This is a genomic window from Jannaschia sp. GRR-S6-38 (genome assembly GCF_029853695.1).
Lineage (GTDB): Bacteria > Pseudomonadota > Alphaproteobacteria > Rhodobacterales > Rhodobacteraceae > Jannaschia > Jannaschia ovalis.
On the sequence record NZ_CP122537.1, the window covers coordinates 163734 to 187267 of the forward strand.

Annotated in this window: 23 protein-coding genes; 14 read left to right on the forward strand and 9 right to left on the reverse strand. The window is 69.4% G+C overall.

Annotated elements, in window-relative coordinates; translation table 11 throughout:
- Positions 1 to 18: 18 nt before the first annotated feature.
- Positions 19 to 867 (reverse strand): universal stress protein, encoded by an 849-nt coding sequence (locus P8627_RS00785; protein ID WP_279965578.1) that lies wholly within the window; start codon positions 865 to 867, stop codon positions 19 to 21.
- A 147-nt stretch (positions 868 to 1014) separates the two neighbouring features.
- On the opposite strand from P8627_RS00785, the gene thrS reads away from it, so the two are divergent.
- Complete coding sequence (gene thrS, locus P8627_RS00790) at positions 1015 to 2967, forward strand: threonine--tRNA ligase (protein WP_279965579.1); 1953 nt, start codon at positions 1015 to 1017, stop codon at positions 2965 to 2967.
- Between the two features lie 235 nt (positions 2968 to 3202).
- Here thrS and P8627_RS00795 read toward each other — a convergent pair whose 3' ends face one another.
- The 3 genes from P8627_RS00795 to P8627_RS00805 form a co-directional block, all read right to left on the reverse strand.
- On the reverse strand, positions 3203 to 3853 hold the full coding sequence (locus P8627_RS00795) for an SOS response-associated peptidase (RefSeq protein ID WP_279965580.1): 651 nt from the start codon (positions 3851 to 3853) through the stop codon (positions 3203 to 3205).
- A 4-nt stretch (positions 3854 to 3857) separates the two neighbouring features.
- Entirely contained in the window at positions 3858 to 4961 is a 1104-nt protein-coding gene (locus P8627_RS00800; protein ID WP_279965581.1) for a histidine kinase dimerization/phosphoacceptor domain -containing protein, read from the reverse strand.
- Positions 4962 to 5109: 148 nt separating this feature from the next.
- Positions 5110 to 6687 carry a bifunctional metallophosphatase/5'-nucleotidase gene (locus tag P8627_RS00805; RefSeq protein ID WP_407932957.1) on the reverse strand — a complete coding sequence of 526 codons (1578 nt, stop codon included), beginning with the start codon at positions 6685 to 6687 and terminating at the stop codon, positions 5110 to 5112.
- 119 nt (positions 6688 to 6806) lie between these two features.
- On the opposite strand from P8627_RS00805, the gene P8627_RS00810 reads away from it, so the two are divergent.
- Together P8627_RS00810 and P8627_RS00815 are read left to right on the forward strand one after the other, a co-directional pair.
- A complete protein-coding gene (locus P8627_RS00810; RefSeq protein WP_279965582.1) occupies positions 6807 to 7142 on the forward strand; it encodes a DUF952 domain-containing protein in 336 nt (111 codons plus the stop codon).
- Positions 7139 to 8182, forward strand: a complete 1044-nt coding sequence (locus P8627_RS00815) for a quinone-dependent dihydroorotate dehydrogenase (protein WP_279965583.1) — start codon at positions 7139 to 7141, stop codon at positions 8180 to 8182. The genes P8627_RS00810 and P8627_RS00815 overlap by 4 nt, the downstream gene beginning before the upstream one ends.
- 34 nt (positions 8183 to 8216) lie before the next feature.
- On the opposite strand, the gene P8627_RS00820 is transcribed toward P8627_RS00815, so the two are convergent.
- Genes P8627_RS00820 through P8627_RS00830 form a run of 3 tightly spaced genes read right to left on the reverse strand, consistent with a single transcriptional unit; the run spans position 8217 to position 10523 of the window.
- Positions 8217 to 9560 carry an MATE family efflux transporter gene (locus P8627_RS00820; RefSeq protein WP_279965584.1) on the reverse strand — a complete coding sequence of 448 codons (1344 nt, stop codon included), beginning with the start codon at positions 9558 to 9560 and terminating at the stop codon, positions 8217 to 8219.
- Complete coding sequence (locus P8627_RS00825) at positions 9553 to 10062, reverse strand: PaaI family thioesterase (RefSeq protein WP_279965585.1); 510 nt, start codon at positions 10060 to 10062, stop codon at positions 9553 to 9555. Before P8627_RS00825 ends, P8627_RS00820 begins: the two co-directional genes overlap by 8 nt.
- Entirely contained in the window at positions 10059 to 10523 is a 465-nt protein-coding gene (locus P8627_RS00830) for a PaaI family thioesterase (protein ID WP_279965586.1), read from the reverse strand. The genes P8627_RS00825 and P8627_RS00830 overlap by 4 nt, the downstream gene beginning before the upstream one ends.
- 93 nt (positions 10524 to 10616) lie before the next feature.
- Here P8627_RS00830 and P8627_RS00835 point away from each other — a divergent pair, with 93 nt between their 5' ends.
- The 9 genes from P8627_RS00835 (at position 10617) to P8627_RS00875 (ending at position 19058) form a co-directional block, all read left to right on the forward strand.
- Entirely contained in the window at positions 10617 to 10994 is a 378-nt protein-coding gene (locus tag P8627_RS00835) for a MerR family transcriptional regulator (protein WP_279965587.1), read from the forward strand.
- 233 nt (positions 10995 to 11227) lie between these two features.
- The gene (locus P8627_RS00840; RefSeq protein WP_279965588.1) at positions 11228 to 11653 is read left to right on the forward strand and encodes a GFA family protein; all 426 of its coding nucleotides are present in this window, start codon (positions 11228 to 11230) and stop codon (positions 11651 to 11653) included.
- A 317-nt stretch (positions 11654 to 11970) separates the two neighbouring features.
- A complete protein-coding gene (locus P8627_RS00845; RefSeq protein ID WP_279965589.1) occupies positions 11971 to 12366 on the forward strand; it encodes a MerR family transcriptional regulator in 396 nt (131 codons plus the stop codon).
- A 70-nt stretch (positions 12367 to 12436) separates the two neighbouring features.
- Positions 12437 to 14215, forward strand: coding sequence for an acyl-CoA dehydrogenase C-terminal domain-containing protein (locus P8627_RS00850; RefSeq protein ID WP_279965590.1), 1779 nt, complete (start codon positions 12437 to 12439; stop codon positions 14213 to 14215).
- A gap of 7 nt (positions 14216 to 14222) precedes the next feature.
- Positions 14223 to 14450: a hypothetical protein gene (locus tag P8627_RS00855; protein ID WP_279965591.1), complete on the forward strand. Its 228-nt coding sequence runs from the start codon at positions 14223 to 14225 to the stop codon at positions 14448 to 14450.
- An 81-nt stretch (positions 14451 to 14531) separates the two neighbouring features.
- Positions 14532 to 15167 (forward strand): glutathione S-transferase family protein, encoded by a 636-nt coding sequence (locus P8627_RS00860; RefSeq protein WP_279965592.1) that lies wholly within the window; start codon positions 14532 to 14534, stop codon positions 15165 to 15167.
- 11 nt (positions 15168 to 15178) lie between these two features.
- Complete coding sequence (locus P8627_RS00865; protein WP_279965593.1) at positions 15179 to 16390, forward strand: acetyl-CoA C-acetyltransferase; 1212 nt, start codon at positions 15179 to 15181, stop codon at positions 16388 to 16390.
- 3 nt (positions 16391 to 16393) lie between these two features.
- Entirely contained in the window at positions 16394 to 16840 is a 447-nt protein-coding gene (locus tag P8627_RS00870) for a hypothetical protein (RefSeq protein ID WP_279965594.1), read from the forward strand.
- A gap of 25 nt (positions 16841 to 16865) precedes the next feature.
- Positions 16866 to 19058 carry a 3-hydroxyacyl-CoA dehydrogenase NAD-binding domain-containing protein gene (locus tag P8627_RS00875; protein WP_279965595.1) on the forward strand — a complete coding sequence of 731 codons (2193 nt, stop codon included), beginning with the start codon at positions 16866 to 16868 and terminating at the stop codon, positions 19056 to 19058.
- A gap of 236 nt (positions 19059 to 19294) precedes the next feature.
- On the opposite strand, the gene P8627_RS00880 is transcribed toward P8627_RS00875, so the two are convergent.
- The gene (locus tag P8627_RS00880) at positions 19295 to 19933 is read right to left on the reverse strand and encodes a Type II secretory pathway, pullulanase PulA (protein ID WP_279965596.1); all 639 of its coding nucleotides are present in this window, start codon (positions 19931 to 19933) and stop codon (positions 19295 to 19297) included.
- The gene (locus tag P8627_RS00885) at positions 19930 to 20823 is read right to left on the reverse strand and encodes a DMT family transporter (RefSeq protein WP_279965597.1); all 894 of its coding nucleotides are present in this window, start codon (positions 20821 to 20823) and stop codon (positions 19930 to 19932) included. The genes P8627_RS00880 and P8627_RS00885 overlap by 4 nt, the downstream gene beginning before the upstream one ends.
- Positions 20824 to 20898: 75 nt before the next feature.
- On the opposite strand from P8627_RS00885, the gene P8627_RS00890 reads away from it, so the two are divergent.
- Positions 20899 to 22542 carry an AMP-binding protein gene (locus P8627_RS00890; RefSeq protein ID WP_279965598.1) on the forward strand — a complete coding sequence of 548 codons (1644 nt, stop codon included), beginning with the start codon at positions 20899 to 20901 and terminating at the stop codon, positions 22540 to 22542.
- Positions 22539 to 23528, forward strand: a complete 990-nt coding sequence (locus P8627_RS00895; protein ID WP_279965599.1) for a hypothetical protein — start codon at positions 22539 to 22541, stop codon at positions 23526 to 23528. Before P8627_RS00890 ends, P8627_RS00895 begins: the two co-directional genes overlap by 4 nt.
- Positions 23529 to 23534: the final 6 nt, after the last annotated feature.

The window sequence follows — 23534 nt, forward strand, 5'->3', positions numbered from 1 at the left end:
GCCCCGCGCGGCCCGGCGTCAGTGCTCGGGCGCCGGTGGTGCGATCAGCACGTCGCAATCGGCGTTCAGGGCGACCGTCTGGGCCGTCTCGCCCAGAAGGAAGCGCGCCAGCCCCGCGCGCGAGTGCCGCCCGATGCAGAGCAGGTCGGTGTCGCGCTCGTTGGCGTGACGCATCAGCACATTGGCCGCCGCGCCGCCCGCGACCTCGTGATGCACCTCGCTGGGCCAATCGACCTCGGCCGCGGCCTTCTCCAGCCGCTCGGCGGTCTCGGCGCGCACCTGGGCCTCGACGCCGCCGATCGCGCCCACGTCGAAGGCATAGGGCGCCCCCATATACGGGTCCTGCCAGGCATGCATGATCGTCAGTTCCGCGTCGGGCGCGAGCTTGCGCAGCAGCGCGACGGCGGCATCGCCCGCCGGCGAGAAATCCCAACCCAGCAGCACGCGCTTCCACGTCGTCTCGGGCCGCCCGATCGCGACGAGGATCGGCCGGTCCACGCCCTTGAGAAGCTGCGCCAGCGTGGGCTGCGCGAAGAGATCCGACACCGCCCGCGCCCGATGCGTGCCCAGCACGACGAGGCCCACGTCCCGCTCGCGCGCAAGCGTCGGGACGAGCCGCGTCAGGTGGCCCACCTCGACATCGATCTCGATCGGCACGTCCTTGAGATCGGGCGTCGCCGCCACCATCGTGCGCAGCGCCTCCTCGGCGGCCTCGGACTGCTGCTGCAGGACCGCGGCGGGCAGATCGTCGTCGACGATATGCACGATGTGCAGCGGGGCGCCGGTGTCGCGCGCCAGATGGGCGGCGCGCATGACCGCGCGGTCGGAGCGCGCACTGAGATCCGTGGCGACGAGGATGGGGGACATGGGGGCAACTCCCTTTCAAATGAGCTTCACGATCCTGCGCCCCAGGCATGCCCCGCCGCCTTGACGCGGATCAAGCCTGCCGCCAGAAGCGGCGCCACGTACCCGCAGCCGGGCGTTCCGTGGGCGCCGAACAGACGGAGGACAGACATGTCCCAGATCACCCTCACCTTCCCCGATGGCAACGCGCGCGACGTCCCCGCCGGCATCACCCCGGCCGAGGTCGCGGCCGATATCTCCAAGTCGTTGTCGAAGAAGGCGATTTCGGCGCAGGTCGACGGCGCCCACTGGGACCTGGCCTGGCCGATCCAGGCGGACGCCACCATCGCGATCAACACGATGCAGGACGAGGCCCCGGCGCTGGAGCTAATCCGTCACGACTTCGCCCACGTGATGGCGCGCGCGGTCCAGACGATCTGGCCGGATGTGAAGGTCACCATCGGCCCGGTGCGCGATTTCGGCTGGTTCTACGATTTCGACCGCGCCGAGCCATTCACCCCCGAGGATCTGGGCCGGATCGAGGCCGAGATGAAGCGCATCGTCGCCGCGCGCGATCCCGTCCGCACCGAGGTCTGGGAGCGCGACCGCGCGCGCGCGCATTACGAGGCGGCGGGCGAGCCCTTCAAGGTCGAGCTGATCGACCGCATCCCGGGGGACGAGCCCATCCGGATGTACTGGCACGGCGACTGGCAGGATCTCTGCCGGGGCCCGCACCTGCAGCATACCGGCCAGCTGCCCGCGGACGCATTCAAGCTGACCCGCGTCTCCTCGGCCTACTGGCTGGGCGACAACACTCGGCCGCAGCTTCAGCGGATCTACGGCATCGCCTTCCGCAACCGCGACGACCTGAAGGCGCATCTGAAGTTCCTCGAGGAGGCCGAGGCCCGCGACCACCGCCGGCTGGGCCGCGAGATGGATCTCTACCACATGCAGGAGGAGGCGCCGGGCCAGGTGTTCTGGCATCCCAACGGCTGGACCATCTACACTGAGCTTCAGGACTACATGCGCCGCCGCCAGCGCGCAGGCGGCTATGTGGAGGTGAACACCCCGCAGGTCGTGGACCGCAAGCTGTGGGAGGCGTCGGGCCACTGGGACAAGTACCAAGACCACATGTTCATCGTCGAGGTCGACGAGGAGCATGCGCGCGAGAAGGCCGTGAACGCCCTCAAGCCAATGAACTGCCCCTGCCATGTCGAGATCTTCAAGCAGGGCCTCAAGAGCTATCGCGACCTGCCGCTGCGCATGGCCGAGTTCGGGTCCTGCAACCGCTACGAGCCCTCGGGGGCTTTGCACGGCATCATGCGGGTGCGGGGCTTCACGCAGGACGACGCGCATATCTTCTGCCGCGAGGACCAGATCGAGGCCGAGACCGCGCGGTTCATCGACTTCTTGTCGGGCGTCTATCGCGATCTGGGCTTCGAGCACTTCAAGGTGAAGTTCTCCGACCGGCCCGAAACCCGCGCCGGCTCCGACGCGGTCTGGGACAAGGCCGAGGAGGCCCTCCTGTCGGCCACCCGGGCGGCCGGGATCGAGCCCGAGATCAATCCCGGCGAGGGCGCCTTCTACGGCCCGAAGCTGGAATTCGTTCTGACCGACGCGATCGGGCGCGACTGGCAATGCGGCACGCATCAGGTTGATTTCGTCCTGCCCGAGCGCCTCGACGCCAGCTATATCGCCGAGGATGGCAACCGGCACCGCCCGGTCATGCTGCACCGCGCGACGCTGGGCAGCTTCGAGCGGTTCATCGGCATCCTGATCGAGGAACATGCCGGCCGCCTGCCCTTCTGGCTGGCCCCGCGGCAGGTCGTGGTCGCCTCGATCGTGTCCGAGGCCGACGATTATGTGCAGGAGGTCGTTGCCGCGCTGACCCGCGCGGGCGTCCGCGCCGAGGCCGACATCCGCAACGAGAAGATCAACTACAAGGTCCGCGAGCATTCGCTGGGCAAGGTGCCCGTCATCCTCGCCATCGGCCGGCAGGAGGTCGAGAACCGGACGGTCACGCTGCGCCGGCTGGGCGAGAAGGCCACGGCGGTGCGCCCGCTCGGCGACGTGGCGACCGAGCTGGGCGCCGAGGCGACCCCGCCGGACCTGCGCCCGGCCTGACGGCGGCGTTTCCGGACGGGGGACAATCGGACCGAAGGGTTTGATTGTCCCGATATGACCCCCTCAGGGCCGCATTCGCGCCACATTTCGGCGCAAAGCTTGGTCATGGCGACGGACTGGGTTCGGGTCGATCTTCATCCTCCCCCCTTGCGATCCCCGGGCTGACCCGCCGCCTACTCTCCCGAAGACTGGTCGGCCCGCGCATCGCGCGGGTCGATCCCTTTCCGGCCAGCGCTCACGGCTCCAGCGGTTCGATCAGCTCCGGTCCGCTGGCGCGGTTGGAATTGACCGCCGTCGCAACGCGGTGCCGCTCGAGCCGCCCTTCGGGCGCCGCGCGCATCAAGGGCGCGGCCTTCGCGTCGGTCTCGCCCAGCCAGGTGGCCCAATCGGCCTCGGCCAGCGTGACGGGCTCGCGGTGGTGGATCTCGGACATGGTCGGCCCGGCGGCGGTCGTGACGATGGCGCAGGTCGACAGGTTCTCCGGGCCCCAATCCTGCCAGATCCCCGCGAAGGCCAGCGCGTCACCCTCGGAGGGGTGGAAATACCAGGGCAGCCGATTGCCGTCGGCATCCTTCGTCCATTCGTAGAAGCCCGAGGCCGGCAGCAGGCAGCGCCGTTCGCGCATGGCCTTGCGGAAGGCGGGCTTCTCGGCCACGCCCTCGGCGCGCGCATTGATGATCAGCGGCCCGTCGGTGGGCGATTTGTACCAATGCGGGATGAAGCCCCAGCGCATCGAGACCAGCCGTCGGCCGGCGGTCACCACGGGCACCTGCACCGTGGGGCAAATGTTCCAGTTCGGGCCCTCGGGCAGGTCATTCGCCGGGGTCGCCTGGAAGAGCTGGACCATCGCGTCCTGCGGCAGGGTCAGGGCGTAGCGGCCGCACATCGGGTCACATCGGCGGGCGCAGCGGGAACAGCATCTCGCCGCGATAGCCGTCATCGCGGGCTTCCAGCGTCAGCGCCCCGTCGAGCTGCGAGGCCGTGGCCCGCATGATCCGCTGGCCCAGGCCGGGCTTGTCGCCGTCGCCGGTTCCCGCGGCGCCGATGCCGTCATCCACGCAGGTCAGCCGGTAGCGGTCGCCCTCGACCACCTCCCCCCGGAAGCGGATATGCCCGCCCCGGCCGTTCGGGAAGGCGTGCTTGAAGGCGTTGCTGGCCAGTTCGTTGACCAGAACCCCCAGCGCCGACGCGCGGCCGGAGCTCAGCGAAAGCGGCTCGAAGGTCGCGTCCAGCTCGACATCGGGCGGCGCAACGTCGCGCAGGAAGCTGACGATGCGGGTGAGATAGGCGCCCGCCGCGATCGGCGCATCGGGATCGTCGGCGCGATAGAGATCGGCATGCAGCTCGGCCATGACGCGGATCCGGCGTTCGATTGTGGTCAGCGCATCGCGCGCCTCGGCGCCCTCGGCCTGGCGGGCGGCCTGGCGGGCCAGGACCGCGACATTGGCGAGGCTGTTCTTGACGCGGTGGTCCACCTCCCGGCGCAGGGCGTCCTGCTGGCGCAGCGCCTCCTGGAGGTCGAGGCGCTGCATCACCTGGTTGGCGAGAATGCTCAGCGCCTCGCGCTGCGCGGCGTCGAGGCGGCGCGGCTTGCGGTCGAGCACGCAGAAGCTGCCCAGCGGCAGGCCGTCCGCCGTCGTGATCGGCGCGCCCGCATAGAACAGGAACGGATCCGCGGGGTCGGTGACGAGCGGGTTGTCGGCGGTCCGGAGATCGGTGCGCATGTCCTCAATCTCCAGGAGGTCGGCGCCCAGGATCGTGTGCGAGCAGACCGAGGCTTCCAGCCCGGTCTGGGTCAGGTCGGTGCCGATCCGGGCCTCGAAGATCTGCGCTTCCGCGTGGACGATCGAGACCAGCGCGACCGGGCAGCCGGTGATGTGCGAGGCCAGCCGGACGAGGCCGTCCAGCGTCCCGTCCTGCGCCTGCTGGCCCAGCCGGTAACGCTCGATCGCGGCGAGACGCTCGGGCGTCCGGGGGTGGCGCGGGGCCAGCATGTCACGCTCCGTCTTGCAGCCGCGCGCGGCGTCGGGAAGGTCCGATGCCGCGGGGTCCAACCGACCCTAGAGAGCGGCACGAGGCGCGACAAGCGCTTCGGGTCGGACCGCCCCGCAAGGGCGGGGCGGTCCTGTCGCGGAACAGTGTTCAGTTCACCGTGATGCGCCCGTCCGTATAGGGCGTGTAGGTGCCGCCCAGCGCGGCGATGTAATCGGCCACCACGACCTCGAGCCCGGGGCCGAAGTCATAGGCATCCGCGGCGGCCTCGAACATCGCGTAGCCGTCGCCGCCGTTGCGGACGTAGTTGTTGGTCACCACGCCGTAGGTCGCGGCCGGATCGATCGGCTCGCCGCCCACCATGACGTCGCTCACGCGGCTGCCGGGCTCGGCCGAGGCGTCGAAGGCGAAGCTCATGCCCGCGACCTGCGGGAAGCGGCCCGCGCCTTCCTCAATCTGGCTGACGCCGTTCTCCAGCGCAGCGAGGATCGTCTCGCCCGTGGCGGTGAAGGTCGCCAGCGTGTTCTGGAACGGCAGCACCGTCAGCACCTCGCCCATGGTGATCTCGCCCGCGTCGATCGAGGCGCGCAGACCGCCGCCATTGGCGATGGCGATGGCGATGCCCTGGTCGGCCACGCGGTCGAGCATGGCGTCGGCCACGAGGTTGCCCATCGCGCATTCCTGCGCCCGGCAGACCGTGCGGTCGCCCTCGATGAAATCGGCGGCCTCGCCGATCACGGTGCTCTTCAACTCCTCGATCGGTCCGGCCAGCTCGGCCACGCGGGCGGAGATCGCGGCATCCGCTTCCACGGAGGCGTCGAGCAGCGTGGTGTCGCCCGAGGCGTCGATCACGTTGCCCTCCTCGTCGAAGGCCAGCGTCAGGTGGCCCACATACTTGGAGTAGGCATAGGCCTGCACGATGGGCACGCCGTTGACCGTCGTCGGATAGGCCTCGGCCCCCTCCTCGGTGTTCGAGAAACGCGTGTGGCTATGCCCGCCCACGATCGCATCCAGACCGGTCACGGCCTCGGCGATGCGACGGTCGGCCGGCAGACCGACATGGGTCAGCGCGATGATCTTGTCGACGCCCATTTCCGTCAACGTGTCGACATCCGCCTGCAGCGCGTCGATCTCGTCCTGGAAGATGATGTTCGGTCCGGGGCTGGAAGTCTCGACCGTGTCGGTCGCCAGCGCCGAGACGATGCCGACACGGGCGCCGCCGAGATCGACGATCAGATGATCGCCCACCTGCTCCTCGCCCAGGACGTTGGACTGGCTGAGGTCCAGATTGCCCGAGATGATCGGCACGTCGACCTCGCCGGCGAATTCGGCGAGCTGCTCGGGACCGTCGTCGAATTCGTGATTGCCGACCGCCATCGCGTCGAAGCCGATGGCATTCATCATCTCGGCTTCCACGTCGCCCTTGTACGTCGTGTACATCAGGCTGCCCTGGAACTGATCCCCGGCATCGAGGACCAGGACGTTCTCGCCCTCGAGCTCGGCGCGCTTGCCGTCGATGAAGGTCTTGATACGGGCCACGCCACCGAAGCATTCACCCGCCGCGTCGTCTTCGGCGGAGCAGGTGCCGTCATACTTGCTGACCGGCTCGATCCGGCTGTGCAGGTCGTTGATGTGCAGGATGTGAAGCGTGTAGGCCGCATGCGCGTCGGCGGCGGCGCTGCCCGCGGTCAGGGCCAGCGCGGCGGTGGCGGTCAGGAAACGGTGCATCAGGTCAAACCCCCTAGTTTGGATGTGGCGGATGCTGCGCTGCTGGCACGGGGTTGTCAAAACCATATGGCGGCGGGGCGCGCTTGACGCCGGGACATCCGCGCGGCATCCCGCCGGCCATGATCTACAAGCTCTTCCGAACGCCCGAATGGGAGGCGCTCCGCGCGGATGGCAGCACGCTGGGCGCGCCCATCGACCGCGAGGACCGCTATATCCATTTCTCCACCGCCGCGCAGGTCGCCGAGACGGCGGCGAGGCATTTCGCGGGCGTCGAGGGGCTCTGGCTGATCGCCGTGGACGAAAAGCGGCTCGGATCCGACCTGCATTGGGAGCCGTCGCGCGGCGGGCAGGACTTCCCGCATCTCTACGCGCCGCTGCGCGTAGATCAGGTGGAATGGGCCCAGCCCCTACCCCTGGCCGATGGCCGCCACGTCTTCCCCGCCGGCATGGAATGATCGACCGCCTCGCCCTCGCCGCGCTCCGCCGCTTCGAGCCCGAGCGCGCGCATGGCCTCGCGCTCGCGGCGCTGCGCGCGGGGCTGGGGCCGCGCGGCGGGCCGCTGAGCTCCGACCGGCTGCGCGTCACGCTCGCGGGGCTCGACCTGCCCAATCCGATCGGGCTCGCCGCGGGTTTCGACAAGAACGCCGTGGCGCTGGATGCGCTGGCGCGCACAGCCTTCGGCTGGCTGGAGGTCGGCGCCGCCACGCCGCGCCCGCAGCCCGGCAACCCCCGGCCGCGGCTCTTCCGCCTGACCGAGGACCGCGCTGCGATCAACCGCTTCGGCTTCAACAATGATGGGGCCGCGGCCATCGCCGCCCGCCTGGCCGCCCGCCCGCGCGGCTCGATCGTCGGGCTCAACCTCGGGGCCAACAAGGACAGCGCCGACCGCGCCGCCGATTTCGCCTCGGTCCTGGCGACTTGCGGCCCGCATGTCGATTTCGCGACGGTCAATGTCTCCTCGCCCAATACCGAGAAGCTGCGCGACCTGCAGGGCGCGGCGGCGCTGCGCGCGCTGCTCGCGGGGGTGATGGACGCCCGCGACGCCCTGCCCCGGCGGGTGCCCGTCTTCCTTAAGATCGCGCCCGACCTGTCCCCGGCCGAGCTCGAGGAGCTGGCGGAGGCCGCGGCAAGCGTCGACGCCATCATCGCGACCAACACGACGCTCGACCGCACCGGCCTGCGCTCGCGGCACGCGGCCGAGGCGGGGGGCCTGTCCGGGCAACCCCTCTTCGAGCGTTCCACCCGCGTGCTGGCCCGCCTCTCGGCGCTGATGCCCGACATGCCGCTGGTCGGCGTGGGCGGCATCGCCACGCCGCGGCAGGCCTATGACAAGATCCGCGCGGGGGCGACGGCGGTGCAGCTCTATACCGGGCTGGTCTATGCGGGCCCCGAGCTCGCCGCGACGCTCGCCACCGGGCTCGACCGGCTGCTCGCGCGGGACGGGTTCGAGAACGTCGCCGAGGCGGTGGGGACGGATCGCGACCGCTGGCTCTGACCGCGACGTCCTCTGGCATGCAATACCTCGGGGGTCAGGGGGCGGCGCCCGCCGCCCGCTCCAGCGCCGGATAGCGCGCGCCGAGCGTCAGGCCGCGGACCGCGAAGCTGGTCATCAGCGCGGCCCAGAGCCCGTGATTCGCGAACGTGGGGACCAGCAGCGCCAGCGCGGCCAGATAGACGACGAAGCTCACGATCATCATGTTGCGCATGTCGCGCGACCGGGTCGCGCCGATGAAGACGCCATCCAGCATCCAGGCGGCCACGCCGATCAGCGGCGCCGCCACCATCCAGGGCAGGAAGGCGCGCGCGGCGGCCTGCACGTCCGTGTCCTTCGCCATCAGATCCACGATCCAGCCGCCGCCCAAGGCGAAGCCCAGACTCAGCATCGCCACCGTCGCCACCCCCCAGCCGCCCGTCAGCAGCACCGACCGGCGCAGCCGCGCCCGGTCGCCCGCGCCGAAGAAACGGCCCACCAGCGCCTCGGCCGCGAAGGCGAAGCCGTCCAGCGCGTAGGCCGTGATGTAGAGGAATTGCAGCAGCACCTGGTTGGCGGCCAGCGTCACCGTGCCGAAATCCGCGCCCCAGAGCAGGAAGCTGACGAAGGTCGCCTGCAGCAGGACCGAGCGGATCAGGATGTCCGTATTCACCGCCGCCATGTGCTTCAGCCGCGCGGCGTCCAGCACGCGTGCCCGGTCGCGCCAGGCGGGCGTGGCGAAGGCGTCGCGGCAGAACCAGAGCCCCAGCGCCGCCCCCGACCACTCGGCCAGGAAGGTGGCCCAGGCGACGCCGGTCACGCCCCAGTCGAAGCCCAGCACGAAGACGAGGTCGAGCAGGATGTTGGCGCCGTTCATCGCCACCTGCACGACCAGCACCGCGCCGGTCCGCTCCTGCGCGATCAGCCAGCCGGTCAGCCCGTAGACGGCGATGGCGGCGGGCGAGGACCAGATGCGGATCGCCATGTAGTCGCGCGCCAGCGCCTCGACGACGGGCTCGGCCGGCGAGACGGCGAAGGCGCCGGCGAAGATCAGCACCTGCCCCGCGATCAGCACCGCCCCGGCCGCGGCCGCGATCAGCAGCGCCCGGCTCAGAAGCGCGACGAGCTCGGTCCGGTCGCCCGCGCCCAGCGCCTGCGCGGCCAGACCCGTCGTTCCCATGCGCAGGAAGCCGAAGATCCAGTAGACCGAGGACAGGACGATCGCGCCGATCCCCACCGCGCCGATCGGCGCGGCCTCGCCCAGCTGGCCCACCACGCCCGTGTCCACCGCGCCGAGGATCGGCACGGTCGCGTTCGACAGCACCACGGGCACGGCGATCCTGAGGACGCGGCGGTGGCTGAGAACCGATCCCGGCGGGCCCGCGGCCTCGGCCTCAGCCATCCTGGCGTGGCATCAGGAAATGGCCGGTGCCCTGCGCGAAGAGGCGGTCGCGGTTGTCCTGCCAGCCCTCGACCTGGACGCTGGCATAGCGGCGGCCCGAGCGGTTCAGCCGTGCCCGCGCATAGGCGTCGCGCGGCAGGCCGGAGCGCAGGTAGTCCACCGTGAAGTCGATGGTCTTGGGCAGGCGCGGCAGCGTCTCGTGGCTCAGCGTCGCGGGGTCCAGCCGCCCGGCCTCCAGGTCGTCCCAGAGCATCGCCCAGGACAGGGTGACGATGGCCGTGACCTCCAGGAAGGCCGCGGTCACCCCGCCGTGCAGCGCGGGCAGCGCGGGGTTCCCGATGAGCTTGTCATCGAAGCGCAGGATGCCGGTCAGCTCGTCCCCGCGCCGGTCGAAGCTGATGCCCATGAAGCGGACATACGGCACGCCCTCGACCAGCGCGCGCAAGGCGCCGTCGCGGCGCTGCTTGACGATTTGGATCGGCTCGGGGGCGGGGCGGTTCACGACGTCCGCTCCGGGAAGGAGACGCTGAAGGCGCCATTGGCCACGGCAACCGGGCCCGCATCCTCCTCGTCGAAGGCCTCGGCCCGCACGAAGGCGACCGACCGGGTGACGTGGTGGCAGACGGCGTGCGCGACGATGCGCTGCCCGGGCCGCGCCGCGCGCATGTAGTCGATGCGAAGATCCAGCGTCGCGGTCGATCGCGGCTGCGACGGGTGGCAGAGCACCGCGGCGCCGCCGCAGGTATCCATCAGCGCCGACACCGCGCCGCCGTGAATCACCCCGGTCGCCGGATCGCCCACCAGCTTCTCGTCATAGGGCATCGCCACGGTGGCGCGCCCGGCCGAGACGCTTTCGACGTTCATGGCCAGCGCGCGGCAATGCGGAAGGGCCGCGATGAATTGGCGCGCGGCGCGGTCCCGGGCGGCTTCGTCCCCGCCGGACATATCGGTCAGATCGGTCATGGGCCGCAGCCTTGCCCGCCCGTCCGCGCCGCCACAAGTCCCCCGATGGACAGCCCGAAAACCGCATGCCAAGGTTTACGCAAGGGAGGAGCCATGTCGGAGCGTTTGGACTTCAAGCAGATGTGCGGGCGGTTCGAGGTCACGCCGCGCACGCTGCGCCATTACGAATATATCGAACTCCTGCGTCCCGAACGCGAAGGCCGGGGGCGGTTCTACGGCCCGCGCGAGATCGCGCGGATGACGCTGATCCTGCGGGGCCGGAAATTCGGCTTCTCGCTGGAGGAGATCCGCCAATGGCTGGAGCTCTACGACGCCGATCCCGAGGGCCGCACGCAGATGCGCGTCTGGATCGACCTCGCCGACAAGCAGCTCGCCGAACTGGCCGAACGCCGCCAGCATCTCGACGAGGCGATCAACGAGCTCAAGGAGCTGCGCGACGGCGTGAAGCGCGACCTCGACGCCAAGGGGTGAGCCGTCTGGGTCGTGCCGCAATGGCAAGCTGAGACGGCCCGGTCTGCCCATTCCTGACATCTATCTCGCTCTGAAGCGCATGTTTCGGTTTCGGCGCAGCCAGTGGCTCCGAGCCCTCTGTGACCGGTTCTGGGTGCCACCGTTTGGAAGACGTCCAGACCCGACGTCGTCTCGGATCAGTGTGCTAGGATCCTCTGCGGCAAACCCGTGGCCGACTGGAGGGAGGAAGACACATGGCGCAGGACGTGGATCTGACGGGAAAATGTCTGTGCGGCGCGGTCCGATTTCGATGCACCGCAAGCGACCCCAAGGTGGCCGCGTGCCATTGCGACATGTGCCGTCGCTGGTCGTCGGGGCCTTATTTCGAGGTGTCGTGCACGAACGCGACTTTCGAGGGCGAGGACAGCATCACCAGGTTCCGGTCCTCCGACTGGGCCGAACGCGCCTTCTGCAGCAAATGCGGGTCCAATCTATTCTATCACCTCATCGACAGCGACGAATTCCAGATTGCCGTGGGATTGCTCGATGACCAGTCAGGCCTGCGGCTTTCCCTGCAGGTCTTCATCGATGAGAAGCCGCCCTTCTACACGTTGGCCGACGAGACCGAGACCATGACCGCCGCCGAGGTCTATGCCGCATTCGCTCCGCCGTCGGATTGACTTCGACGGGTCCGCCATGCCCCGCACCGCGGACCAGGCCGGTATCGGAGGCGCAAGGCAAACGAACCGACTCAGATCCCGTCCGGGTCGCCTCTCCGACAGCGGCCCGAACCGCCGCTTTTCCCGGGGTCACCTTGCGCCCCCGGGACCGCCCTGAAGGTCGAGAATCTTTCGTCTCGCCTGCTTGACGCGACCGGAAGTTACGTCACTCTGCGGGTGACGTAACGTCGTGGTTACGTCAACGTCACCCGTTCTTGTATCCCCCCCGCAACCTTCCGATTTTCGGGCCAGCAAACCTGCAGACCAAGGAATACTGGATGTCGACCGACCTGATGACGATCCGGCAGATGTGTGACGATTTCGACGTCACGCCCCGGACGCTTCGCTTCTACGAGGCGAAGGAACTTCTCTTCCCGCAGCGCGAGGGCCAGCGCCGCTGGTTCACCCGGCGTGACCGGGCCCGGCTCAAGCTGATCCTGCGCGGCAAGCGCTTCGGCTTCTCGCTGGAACAGATCCGCCAGCTGCTCGATCTCTACGATCTGGGCGACGGGCAATACACCCAACTCGCCCGCAGCTACGAGATCGGCCGCGACCGGCTGAGCGGTATGATCGCCCAGCGCGACGAGCTGAACGCCGCCATCGCCGAGCTCGAGGAGCAGCTTCGGTGGGGCGAGCAGATGATGGCCGAGATGCAGGGCCGCAAGGCCGGCTGACCGGACGCCAGACACCAAGGATAATTCGGGGCGGCGCGCCCGCCCCCGCCACACGATCAGGGAGATTACGATGCCCAGCTATACCGCCCCGACCAAGGACATGCAGTTCGTCCTCCACGACGTGCTGAAAGCCTCCGAACAGTCCATCCCGGGCTATGACGAAATGGACCGCGACTTCACCGGCGCCGTGCTGGAAGAGGCCGGCAAGCTGGCGCAGGAGGTCCTGCACCCGCTCAACGTGGTGGGCGACACGCAGGGCTGCACGCTGGAGAACGGCGTCGTGCGCACCCCCGAGGGCTTCAAGGAGGCCTTCGACCAGGTCCGCGACGGCGGCTGGACGGCGCTGGACTGCGATCCGGAGTATGGCGGCCAGGGCCTGCCCTACCTCATGCAGACCGCGGTGGGCGAGATCCTGTCTTCGGCCAACATGGCCTTCAACATGTACCAGGGCCTGACCCACGGCGCCTATTCGGCGATCCACGCCCACGGCACCGACGCGCAGAAGCAGAAATGGCTGCCCAAGCTGACCACCTGCGAGTGGACCGGCACCATGAACCTGACCGAGCCGCATGCCGGTACCGATCTGGGCATGATGCGCACCAAGGCGGTGCCGCAGGATGACGGCAGCTACAAGATCACCGGCCAGAAGATCTTCATCTCCGCCGGCGACCACGACATGGCCGACAACATCGTCCACCTCGTGCTGGCCAAGATCCAGGGCGGCCCCGAGGGCATCAAGGGCGTCTCGCTCTTCATCGTGCCGAAGTTCCTCGTCAACGAGGACGGCTCGCTCGGCGCCCGCAACGGCGTCTCGGTCGGCAAGATCGAGGAGAAGATGGGCATCCACGGCAACTCGACCTGCGTGATGAATTACGACGAGGCCGAGGGCTACCTGCTCGGGACCGAGCACAAGGGCATGCGCGCCATGTTCACGATGATGAACGAGGCCCGCCTCGGCGTCGGCCTTCAGGGCTACGCCCAGGCGGAGATCGCGTATCAGAACGCGCTCGCCTATGCGATCGACCGCCTGCAGGGCCGCGACGTGACCGGCGCGAAGAACCCCGACGGCCCGGCCGATCCGCTGATCGTGCATCCCGACATCCGTCGCAACCTGATGGACCAGAAGTCCTTCGTGGAAGGCGCCCGCGCCTTCACCTTCTGGGGCGCGCAGATGATCGACCGCGCGCATCGCAACGAGGACAAGGACGCCGACGGCCTGATCTCGCTGCTGACCCCGATCATCAAGGGCTTCCTGACCGACAAGGGCTTCGAATACGCCACCGCCGCGCAGCAGGTCTATGGCGGGCATGGCTACATCGAGGAATGGGGCATGTCGCAATTCGCCCGCGACGCGCGGATCGCGATGATCTACGAGGGCGCCAACGGCGTTCAGGCGCTGGACCTCGTGGGCCGCAAGCTCGCGCAGGACGGCGGCAAGCACGTCATGGCCTTCTTCGACATGGTGAAGACCTTCTGCAAGGAGAACGCCGAGGACGAGACGCTGAAGGGCGGCTTCCTCGAGCCGCTGAAGGCGGCGTCGAAGGATCTGCAGGCGGCGGGCATGTACTTCATGCAGAACGGCATGAAGAACCCGAACGCGGCGCTCGCGGGCTCGTATGACTTCATGACCATGTTCGGCCATGTCTGCCTGGGGCTGATGTGGGCGCGGATGGCCAAGGAGGCGGGCGCGCTGCTCAAGCAAGACGGCGCGGATCGCGACTTCCTCGAAGCCAAGATCGCCACGGGCCGCTACTACATGCAGCGCCAGCTTCCGGCGACGGGGATGCATCTTGCGCGGATTCAGACCGGGCCCGAGACGATCATGGGTCTGAAGGCCAGCGCGTTCTGAGGCGCCGATGCCGCGCCCCCGCCGCCTGACCCGCCGCTTCCAGGCGCAGATGAGCGAGGCCGGCTACCGCCGGCTTCGCCGCTTCGCCGAGGAGACGGGGCTGGACGAGGGCGAGGCGCTGTCGTTTCTGTTCGAGAACCTCGAAAGCGTGACGCACAAGGAAAACCTTCCGCACCGGCTGTCGCTGCACAAGGCGATGCTGGAGAAGCGGGCGGAGAAGGGTGCGGCGGACTGAGCACCGCCGCGCCCGCGCCACAGGCGGCGGGCGGCGGAACCGCCGGTACGAACGCGCAGACCTCGGGGAGGAGGCGACGCCATGACGATCCAGCTTCACTGCTTCGGCGAGAGCGGCAATTCCTACAAGGCCGCGCTGGCGCTGGAGCTGTCCGGCCTCGACTGGGAGCCGGTCTTCGTGGATTTCTTCGGCGGTCAGGCACGCACGCCGGAATGGCGGGCCGCGAACCCGATGGGCGAGGCGCCGCTTCTGGTCGAGGGCGATTTCCGCCTCAGCCAGTCCGGCGCGATCCAGCAATGGATCACCGACCGCACGGGCCGCTTCGGCGGCGCGGGCGATGACCGCTACCAGGTGCTGCGCTGGGTGCTGTGGGACAATCACAAGCTCAGCTCGGTCGCCGGCCAGACCCGCTTCCTGATGAACTTCCTGCCCGAGGCCAAGCGCCCGGCGGAGGTCATCGCCTTCCTGCAGGGCCGCCTCCGGGCCGCCTACCAGACGCTCGACGCGCATCTCGCCGGCCGGGACTGGATCGTGGGCGACGGCCCGACCAATGCCGATCTCTCCTGCTGCGGCTATCTCTATTACCCAGAACCGTTCGGCTTCGACCGCGCGGACTGGCCCGCCATCGACGCCTGGCTCGACCGCATCGCGGCCCTGCCCGGCTGGAAACACCCTTACGATCTGATGCCCGGTCGGCCGTCCGACCGCGGCCAATGAAGGAGGTCCGAATGACCGAAGCCTATATCTACGACGCCGTCCGCACGCCGCGCGGCAAGGGGCGGCCCGATGGCAGCCTGCACGAGGTCACCGCCGCACGCCTCTCGGCGCAGGTGCTCGATGCGCTCGCCGACCGCGCGGGGCTCGAGGGCCACGCCGTCGAGGACGTGATCTGGGGCAACGCGACGCAGGTCGCCGAACAGGGCGGCTGCCTCGCGCGGACCGCCGTGCTGGCCTCGAAGCTGCACGAGGCGATCCCGGGCCTGTCGATCAACCGCTTCTGCGCCTCCGGCATGGAAGCCGTGAACCTGGCCGCCAACCAGGTGCGCGGCGGCGCGGGCGACGGCTATATCGCCGGCGGGGTCGAGTGCATGTCCCGCGTGGCCATGGGCTCGGACGGGGCGGCCATCGCGGTCGATCCCTCCATCGCGATGAACAGCTATTTCGTCCCGCAGGGAATCTCGGCCGACATCATCGCGACCGAGTACGGCATCACGCGCGATCAGGCCGACGCCTTCGCGATGCAGAGCCAGAAGCGCGCCAAGGCCGCCTGGGACGACCACCGCTTCGACCGCTCGGTCATCACCGTGCGCGACGTGAACGGGTTGGCGATCCTCGACCATGACGAATACATGCGCCCCGGCACCGACATGCAGACGCTGGGCGCGCTGAACCCCGCCTTCGAGGCGATGGGCACCACCATGCCCGGCTTCGACAAGATCGCGCTGATGAAGTACCCGCATCTCGAGAAGATCAACCACATCCACCATGCCGGGAACTCCTCGGGCATCGTGGACGGCGCCGCGGGCGTGCTGATCGGCTCCAAGGAATTCGGCGAGAAATGGGGCCTCAAGCCGCGGGCGCGGATCCGGGCCACCGCCAAGATCGGCACCGATCCGACGATCATGCTGACCGGCCCCGTCCCGGTGACCGAGAAGATCCTCGGCGATGCCGGAATGGCTATCGACGATATCGACCTTTTCGAGGTCAACGAGGCCTTCTCCTCGGTGGTGTTGCGCTTCATGCAGCGCTTCGAGGTCGATCACGCCAAGCTCAACGTCAATGGCGGCGCCATCGCCATGGGCCACCCGTTGGGCGCCTCGGGCGCGATCATCATCGGCACCCTGCTCGACGAGATGGAGCGCGCGGACAAGGAAACCGGTCTCGCCACGCTCTGCGTCGCCTCGGGCATGGGCGCGGCCACCATCATCGAGCGGGTCTGAGGCATGGCCGAGGCGCGGGACATCTATCAGGAGGTGCTGGACGTGCTGTCCCGCGCCATCCTGGAGGGCAATTCCGACACGGTCCTGCGCCTCATCCCCCTGCCCCACGCCGTGCGCACCATGAGCGGCCAGATCCGCATCGCCACCGAGGCCGAAATGATCTCGACCGTCGAGGGGATGCAGGCTTCGCTCAAGGGCAACGGCGCGACCGATTACATCCGGATCGTCGACGAGGCGCAGTTCACCGGCGAGAACGAAATCGTCGGCGAACACACTTCGCACATCCTGCGCAACGGCGTCCGCCTCGTACCGCCCTATCGCAACCAGCTGACCCTGCGGCGCGCCGATGACGGCGCCTGGCAGGTCTCGGCCACCTCCGAAGTGGTGGCCGACACGCGCTGGCCCATCCTCTTGCCGAACGCCCGCGCGGGCGACGGCTCCGACACCTGAACCCCTGACGAAAGGGAGAAGCCCCATGGCCGATTTCACCATGCAGACCGACGCGGACGGCGTCGCCACCATCACCTGGGACGTGAAGGACAAGTCGATGAACGTGCTCAGCCTCGAAGGCTGGGACGATCTCGACGCCTGCGTCACGCAAGCGCTGGGCGACGACGCCGTGAAGGGCATCGTCATCACCTCCGGCAAGGCGGACAGCTTCGCCGGCGGCATGGACCTCAACGTCATCGCCAAGATGAAGGCCAGCGCCGGCGACGAGCCCGAGAATGGTCTCTTCGAGGGGCTGATGCGCAGCCATGGCATCCTGCGCAAGATCGAGCGCGCGGGCATGGACCCCAAGAAGCTGACCGGCGGCAAGCCCGTCGCCTGCGCCCTGCCCGGCACCGCGCTGGGCATCGGGCTGGAGATCCCGCTGGCCTGCCACCGCATCTTCTGCGCCGACAATCCGAAGGCCAAGATCGGCCTGCCCGAGATCATGGTCGGCATCTTCCCCGGCATGGGTGGCACCACGCGCCTCGCGCGCAAGATGGGCGCGATGGCGGCCTCGCCCTTTCTTCTGGAGGGCAAGCTCTCGGACCCGAAGAAGGCCGCCGCGGCGGGCCTGATCGACGAGGTGGTCGAGGACCCGCTCGCCGCCGCGAAGGCCTGGGTGCTGCAGGCCACCGACAAGGACATCGTCAAGCCCTGGGACGCGAAGGGCTACAAGATGCCGGGCGGCGCGCCCTATCACCCGGCGGGCTTCATGACCTTCGTCGGCGCCTCGGCGATGGTGAACGGGAAGACGCAAGGGGTCTATCCGGCCGCCAAGGCGCTGCTGTCGGCGGTCTATGAAGGCGCGCTCGTGCCCTTCGACACCGCGCTGAAGATCGAGGCGCGCTGGTTCACCCATGTGCTGATGAACCCCTCCTCCGAGGCGATGATCCGCTCGCTCTTCATCAACAAGGAAGCACTGGAGAAGGGCGCGAACCGCCCCGATGTGCCCGATCAGAAGGTGTCCAAGGTGGGCATCCTCGGCGCCGGCATGATGGGCGCGGGCATCGCCTATGTCAGCGCGCAGGCCGGGATCGAGGTCGTGCTGATCGACCGCGAACAGGCCGCCGCCGACAAGGGCAAGGCCTATTCCGAGGGCATCCTCGACAAGGGGATGTCGCGCAAGAAGGTCACGGCCGAGAAGAAGGACGAGGTCTTGGGCCGCATCACCGCCACGACCGATCTCGACGCGCTGAAGGGCTGCGACCTGATCGTCGAGGCCGTGTTCGAGGATGTGGGCGTCAAGGCCGAGATGACGAAGAAGGTCGAGGCCGTGGTCGGCCCGGACTGCATCTTCGCAACCAACACCTCGACCCTGCCGATCACCGAGCTGGCAAAGGCCAGCGAACGGCCCGAGCAGTTCATCGGCATCCACTTCTTCTCGCCCGTCGACAAGATGCTGCTGGTCGAGATCATCAAGGGCGCGAAGACCGGCGACGTGGCCGTGGCCAAGGCGCTCGACTTCGTGCGCCAGATCCGCAAGACGCCGATCGTCGTCAACGACGCGCGCTTCTTCTACGCTAACCGCTGCATCATCCCCTACATCAACGAGGGGATCCGCATGGTGAAGGAAGGCGTCGAACCCGCCCTGATCGAGAACGCGGCCAAGCTGGTCGGCATGCCGCTCGGCCCGCTGCAGCTGGTCGACGAGACCTCGATCGACCTGGGCGTGAAGATCGCCAAGGCCACCAAGGCCGCGATGGGCGACGCCTATCCGGACGAGGCGGTGGACGAGGTGCTGTTCTGGATGGCCGACGAGGGCCGCCTCGGCCGCAAGTCGAACGCGGGCTTCTACGAGTATGACGAGAAGGGGAAGCGTCAGCTTCTCTGGGACGGCATCTCGCAGCGCTACGCGGTGTCCGATGACCAGCCCGACCTGCACGAGGTGCAGAACCGCCTGCTCTTCGCGCAGGTGCTCGAAGCCGTCCGCGCGCTGGAGGAAGGCGTGCTGGAGGATATCCGCGAGGGCGACGTGGGCGCCATCCTCGGCTGGGGCTTCGCGCCCTGGTCGGGCGGCCCGTTCTCCTGGCTCGACATCGTCGGCGCCGACTGGGCGGTCGAGACGACCGAGGCGCTGACCGCCGCGCACGGCGCCCGGTTCGAGACGCCCAAGATGCTGCGCGACATGGCCGCGGACGGCCGCAGCTTCTACGGCGAGGCGGCTGCGAAAGCCGCCTGATCCCGGCTCCGCCCGCGATCGCCCCGTCGTCCCACCGGGCGGCGGGGCTTTTTCGTGAGGGCGGCTCCGCGCGCCCCGACGTTTCCGCATCCGCGGCAGGCCCGTTCCACATCCCCGCCCGAATCCGGTGTCATGCCACCGCGCGAAGCCCCCCCGCGAGACGGGATACGGGGAAGACAGCGCCGGATGCGGGATCGCGGGCCCTCGAGGCCGGCATCCCGCGGCGCACGCAGGCCTTAGCCGTCGAAAGCGTAGCCGAAGCGCGCGATATCCTCGGCGCAGACCGCGCCCACCTGCGCGCGGGTCCGCGCATCGTAATAGCCCCGCCAATCGGCCGCACGGTCAGAGCGGTTGGCATGCGGCATCTCCGGCCGGAATCCCAGCAGCGCGGCGAAGGCCGGCAGGTCGGCGTCCAGATGCTCCAGCCGGAGGAAGATCGGATCGCGCCCGCCCGCGACGTAGCTGGCGAAGGGCTGGCGGCGAAAGCTCTCGCCCACCTCCGCGTCCATCACGAAATCGCCGAAGCTCTTCGCGCGGGCCGCCGCCACGGCGGGGTGGTCGAAATCCTGCGCGCGCAGCCAGTGGTAATAGCTCACCATCCGGTCCCAGGGATTGCGCACCAGCATCACCGGGCGCAGCCCGTCCAGAACGCTGTCGGGCAGCAGGCCGCGCACATCGGCCAGCGTCGAATGCTTCCACAGCCGGCCCGCCGTCTGCGCCCCCGCGATCCGCCGGCGCCGCCGGACCGCCTTGGGCGTGTCCCCGATCAGGATGTCGTCGGCCCGGGCCCGCGCTTCCAGCGCCAGCGTCATCGCGGTGCCGCCAGTCTTCGGCGCATGCACGAAGACATAGCCGCGCCCCGGCGACAGGATCACGCCGGCACCCGCCGCCCGCGCAGCGCGATGACCGAACCCGCCCCCGCGATCAGCGCGAGGCCCAGCAGCCCCCCCGGCCCCATCGTCTCGCCCCAGACGAGGAAGCCGAACAGCGCCGAGGTCGCGAGCACCGAATATTCGAAGACCGACACGACCGAGGCCTCGGCCAGCTGGTAGCCCCGCGTCAGCAGGATCACCGCCAGCAGGCTGCCCCCCGCCTGCAGCGCGCAGACCGCCCAGACCGTCGCCGTCGGCGGCACGAAGCCGCGGCCGAGGAAGCCGCCGGTCTCGCCCGCGAGCGCCAGCACCGCGATCCCGCCCAGCGCCCAGAGGCCCATGAAGCTGAAGATGCCCATCGACAGGACCAGCGCGCTCTCGTCCCGGCACCATTCGCGCGTGGCGATCACCGCCAGCGCGTAGAAGGCGCCGGCGACGACCGGCGCGAAGACGAAAGGCGAGACCTGCGCCGGGTCGGGCGCCACCACGAGGATCACGCCCGCGAAGCCCAGGATCACGGCGAGGATGCGCGCCGCCCCGATGCGCTGGCCGAAGAAGGCCACCGACAGGATCAAAACCCAGATCGGCGCCGTGAACAGCCCTGCCGCGACCTGCGCCACCGGCATGAAGCCCAAGGCGCCGAAATAGACGATCATCGCCGTCGACATCAGCGCCGAGCGCGCCAGGACGCCGCGCCAGCGCACCACCCGGATGCCCCGCGCGGCCAGGACCAGCCAGCCCAGCACCAGCGCCCACATCATCGCCGTGCGCAGCAGGTGGAAGGTCCACAGGCTGGAGGCGTCGGCCAGCAGGCGGATATACTGGTCGATGAAGCCGATCACGGTCATCGCCGCCAGGATCGCGCCCGCCGCCGCCAGGGTTCTATTCTCCATCCGGGCTTGTCCTCCGACGCCTGCCCGCGTCACTATCGCGGTCCCTGCGGGGACACGCAACGCGGAGGTGGGCAGATGGGCTGGATGGCGGACGAAAGCGGGCTGGACCGCGGCCCGGCGAACCATGTGGCGCTGACGCCGCTGTCCCATCTCAACCGTGCGGCCGCGATCTGGCCGGCGCGCGAGGCCGTGGTCTACCGCGACCGCCGGTTCAGCTATGCCGATCTGCGCGACCGCGTGACGCGCCAGGCGGCGATGCTGGCCGGCATGGGGATCGAGCCGGGCGACGTCGTGGCGACGCTCCTGCCCAACATCCCCGCGCAGGTCGAGGCGAGCTTCGGCGTGCCCGCCTGCGGCGCGGTGCTCAACACCATCAACACCCGGCTCGACACCGACACGGTCGCCTACATCCTCGATCACGGCGGCGCCAAGGTCCTGCTTGTCGACACGCAATTCCTCGACCTCGCGGAAGACGCCTGCGCCCGGCTAGACAACCCGCCCGAGATCGTCGAGGTGCCCGATCCCGCGGCGGGCTTCCCCGCCTCCGGCCGGCACCTTCAATACGAGGAGCGGCTGGCCGCCGCCGATCCCGGCTTCGATTGGATCATGCCGCAGGACGAATGGGAAAGCCTCGCACTCAACTACACCTCGGGCACGACCGGACGGCCCAAGGGCGTCGTCTACCACCATCGCGGCGCCTACCTGATCACCATGGGCACGGTCGTCAGCTGGCGCATCGTGCTGCATCCGCGCGTGCTGGTCGTGGTGCCGCTCTTTCACTGCAACGGCTGGTGCCACACCTGGATGATGCCGCTGGTCGGCGGCACGGTGATCTGCCTGCGCGACGTCACCGCCAAGGATATCTACGACGCCATCGCCGACGAGGGCGTGACCCATTTCGGCGGCGCGCCCATCGTGCTGAACGCGCTGGTCAACGCCCCGGCCGCGGAACGCCGCGCGTTCGACCACGTGGTCGAGGTCTATACCGCCGGCGCCCCGCCGCCCGCCGCGACGCTAGGCAAGATGGAAGCGCTCGGCTTCAACGTCACTCATGTCTACGGCCTGACCGAGACCTACGGCCATGTCGTCGAGAATGTCTGGCAGGACGACCTCTGGTCCGGCGAGGCGCCCGAGGCGCGCGCCCAGCTCAAGGCGCGGCAGGGCGTGGCCTTCCCGATGATGGAAGGCGTCGAGGTCTTCGGCGACGACGGCGCCCCCGTGCCCGCCGACGGCCGGACGCAGGGCGAGATCGCGATGCGCGGCAATGCCGTGATGAAAGGCTACTATCGCAATCCCGAGGCCACGGCCGAGGCGTTCGCGGGCGGCTGGTTCCGCTCGGGCGACATCGCGGTCAAGCATCCCGACGGCTACATCCAGATCGCCGACCGGGCGAAGGACATCATCATTTCGGGCGGCGAGAACGTCTCCTCGGTCGAGGTCGAGGGCTGCCTGATGCATCACGACGCCGTCTCGCTCTGTGCCGTGGTGGCCAAGCCGGACGAGAAATGGGGCGAGGTGCCCTGCGCCTTCGTCGAGCTGAAGGATGGCGCGACGGCCAACGAGGCGGAGCTGATCGCCTTCGCGCGCGAGCGTTTGGCCGGATTCAAGACGCCCAAGGCGGTGGTCTTCGGCCCCCTGCCCAAGACGTCGACCGGCAAGATCCAGAAATTCGTCCTGCGCAAGCAGGTCCGCGACGAAGCGGAGGCGGCATCCGCTTGACCGCGCTCGAGGGGATCGACCGCTTCGAGACCGTCGCGCTCTGGCGCGAGACGGCCGGTGCCCAGCGCCGCGAGGTCTATATCGCGATCGGCGAGGCCGAGCTCGTGGTGCAGGACCGCGCAGGCGCGGCACTCAGCCATTGGTCGCTGCCCGCGCTGGAACGGCTCAACCCCGGCGAGATGCCGGCCCGCTACGTCCCGGCCCCCGGCGCGGGCGAGGAGCTGGAGATCGCCGAGCCCGAGATGGTCGCCGCGCTGGAGCGGCTCGCGGCCGCCGTCGCGATGGGCCGGCGCCGGCCGGGCGCGCTGCGCCGCGTGCTGATCGGGCTGGGCCTCGGCTTCGCCGCCGGGCTCGTCGCGATCTGGCTGCCAGGCGCGATGCGCGACCAGGCGGCGCGCATGATGCCCGCCCCGCAACGCGCCGAGATCGGCCAGCGGCTTCTGACCGAGCTGACGGCGCTGACCGGCCCGCCCTGCGACGCGATCCTGGGGGCCGAGGCGCTGGATATCCTCGAAGCACGGCTCGTGCCCGGCGCCGACATGCGCCTCGCGGTGCTGCGCGACCTGCCCCAGCCCGCGCTCGCCCTGCCGGGCGACCTGTTCGTCCTGTCCGACAGCGTGCTGGTGACGCAGGACGAGCCCGCCGTCGCTGCGGGCCACCTGCTCGCCACCGCCCTCACCGCTCGGCTGGAGCCGCCGCTGCGCGATCTGCTGGCCGGGCTCGGCCCGTTCGACCTGATGCGCCTGCTGGCCTCGGGCGAGGTGACGGAGGAGGCGATCGCGGGCCATGTCGAGGGCTTGCTGCTCTCGGACCCGGCGCTGGCCGATGCCGCGCTCCTGCGGGACGGCTTCGCGGCGGCGCGCCTCGACTGGGCGCCCTTCGCGCGCGACGCGGGGCTGCCCGCCGGCGCGCCCGGTGCTGCGGACCTGCCGCCCGTGCTCGACGACACGACCTGGCTCAGCCTGCAGGGGATCTGCGACGGCTGACGCGCG

Excerpts from the sequence above, each read along its gene's own strand:
- P8627_RS00785 (WP_279965578.1), bottom strand. The coding sequence starts at position 867 with ATGTCCCCCATCCTCGTCGCCACGGATCTCAGTGCGCGCTCCGACCGC.
- thrS (WP_279965579.1), top strand. The coding sequence starts at position 1,015 with ATGTCCCAGATCACCCTCACCTTCCCCGATGGCAACGCGCGCGACGTC.
- P8627_RS00795 (WP_279965580.1), bottom strand. The coding sequence starts at position 3,853 with ATGTGCGGCCGCTACGCCCTGACCCTGCCGCAGGACGCGATGGTCCAG.
- P8627_RS00800 (WP_279965581.1), bottom strand. The coding sequence starts at position 4,961 with ATGCTGGCCCCGCGCCACCCCCGGACGCCCGAGCGTCTCGCCGCGATC.
- P8627_RS00805 (WP_407932957.1), bottom strand. The coding sequence starts at position 6,687 with ATGCACCGTTTCCTGACCGCCACCGCCGCGCTGGCCCTGACCGCGGGC.
- P8627_RS00810 (WP_279965582.1), top strand. The coding sequence starts at position 6,807 with ATGATCTACAAGCTCTTCCGAACGCCCGAATGGGAGGCGCTCCGCGCG.
- P8627_RS00815 (WP_279965583.1), top strand. The coding sequence starts at position 7,139 with ATGATCGACCGCCTCGCCCTCGCCGCGCTCCGCCGCTTCGAGCCCGAG.
- P8627_RS00820 (WP_279965584.1), bottom strand. The coding sequence starts at position 9,560 with ATGGCTGAGGCCGAGGCCGCGGGCCCGCCGGGATCGGTTCTCAGCCAC.
- P8627_RS00830 (WP_279965586.1), bottom strand. The coding sequence starts at position 10,523 with ATGACCGATCTGACCGATATGTCCGGCGGGGACGAAGCCGCCCGGGAC.
- P8627_RS00835 (WP_279965587.1), top strand. The coding sequence starts at position 10,617 with ATGTCGGAGCGTTTGGACTTCAAGCAGATGTGCGGGCGGTTCGAGGTC.
- P8627_RS00840 (WP_279965588.1), top strand. The coding sequence starts at position 11,228 with ATGGCGCAGGACGTGGATCTGACGGGAAAATGTCTGTGCGGCGCGGTC.
- P8627_RS00845 (WP_279965589.1), top strand. The coding sequence starts at position 11,971 with ATGTCGACCGACCTGATGACGATCCGGCAGATGTGTGACGATTTCGAC.
- P8627_RS00850 (WP_279965590.1), top strand. The coding sequence starts at position 12,437 with ATGCCCAGCTATACCGCCCCGACCAAGGACATGCAGTTCGTCCTCCAC.
- P8627_RS00855 (WP_279965591.1), top strand. The coding sequence starts at position 14,223 with ATGCCGCGCCCCCGCCGCCTGACCCGCCGCTTCCAGGCGCAGATGAGC.
- P8627_RS00860 (WP_279965592.1), top strand. The coding sequence starts at position 14,532 with ATGACGATCCAGCTTCACTGCTTCGGCGAGAGCGGCAATTCCTACAAG.
- P8627_RS00865 (WP_279965593.1), top strand. The coding sequence starts at position 15,179 with ATGACCGAAGCCTATATCTACGACGCCGTCCGCACGCCGCGCGGCAAG.
- P8627_RS00870 (WP_279965594.1), top strand. The coding sequence starts at position 16,394 with ATGGCCGAGGCGCGGGACATCTATCAGGAGGTGCTGGACGTGCTGTCC.
- P8627_RS00875 (WP_279965595.1), top strand. The coding sequence starts at position 16,866 with ATGGCCGATTTCACCATGCAGACCGACGCGGACGGCGTCGCCACCATC.
- P8627_RS00885 (WP_279965597.1), bottom strand. The coding sequence starts at position 20,823 with ATGGAGAATAGAACCCTGGCGGCGGCGGGCGCGATCCTGGCGGCGATG.
- P8627_RS00890 (WP_279965598.1), top strand. The coding sequence starts at position 20,899 with ATGGGCTGGATGGCGGACGAAAGCGGGCTGGACCGCGGCCCGGCGAAC.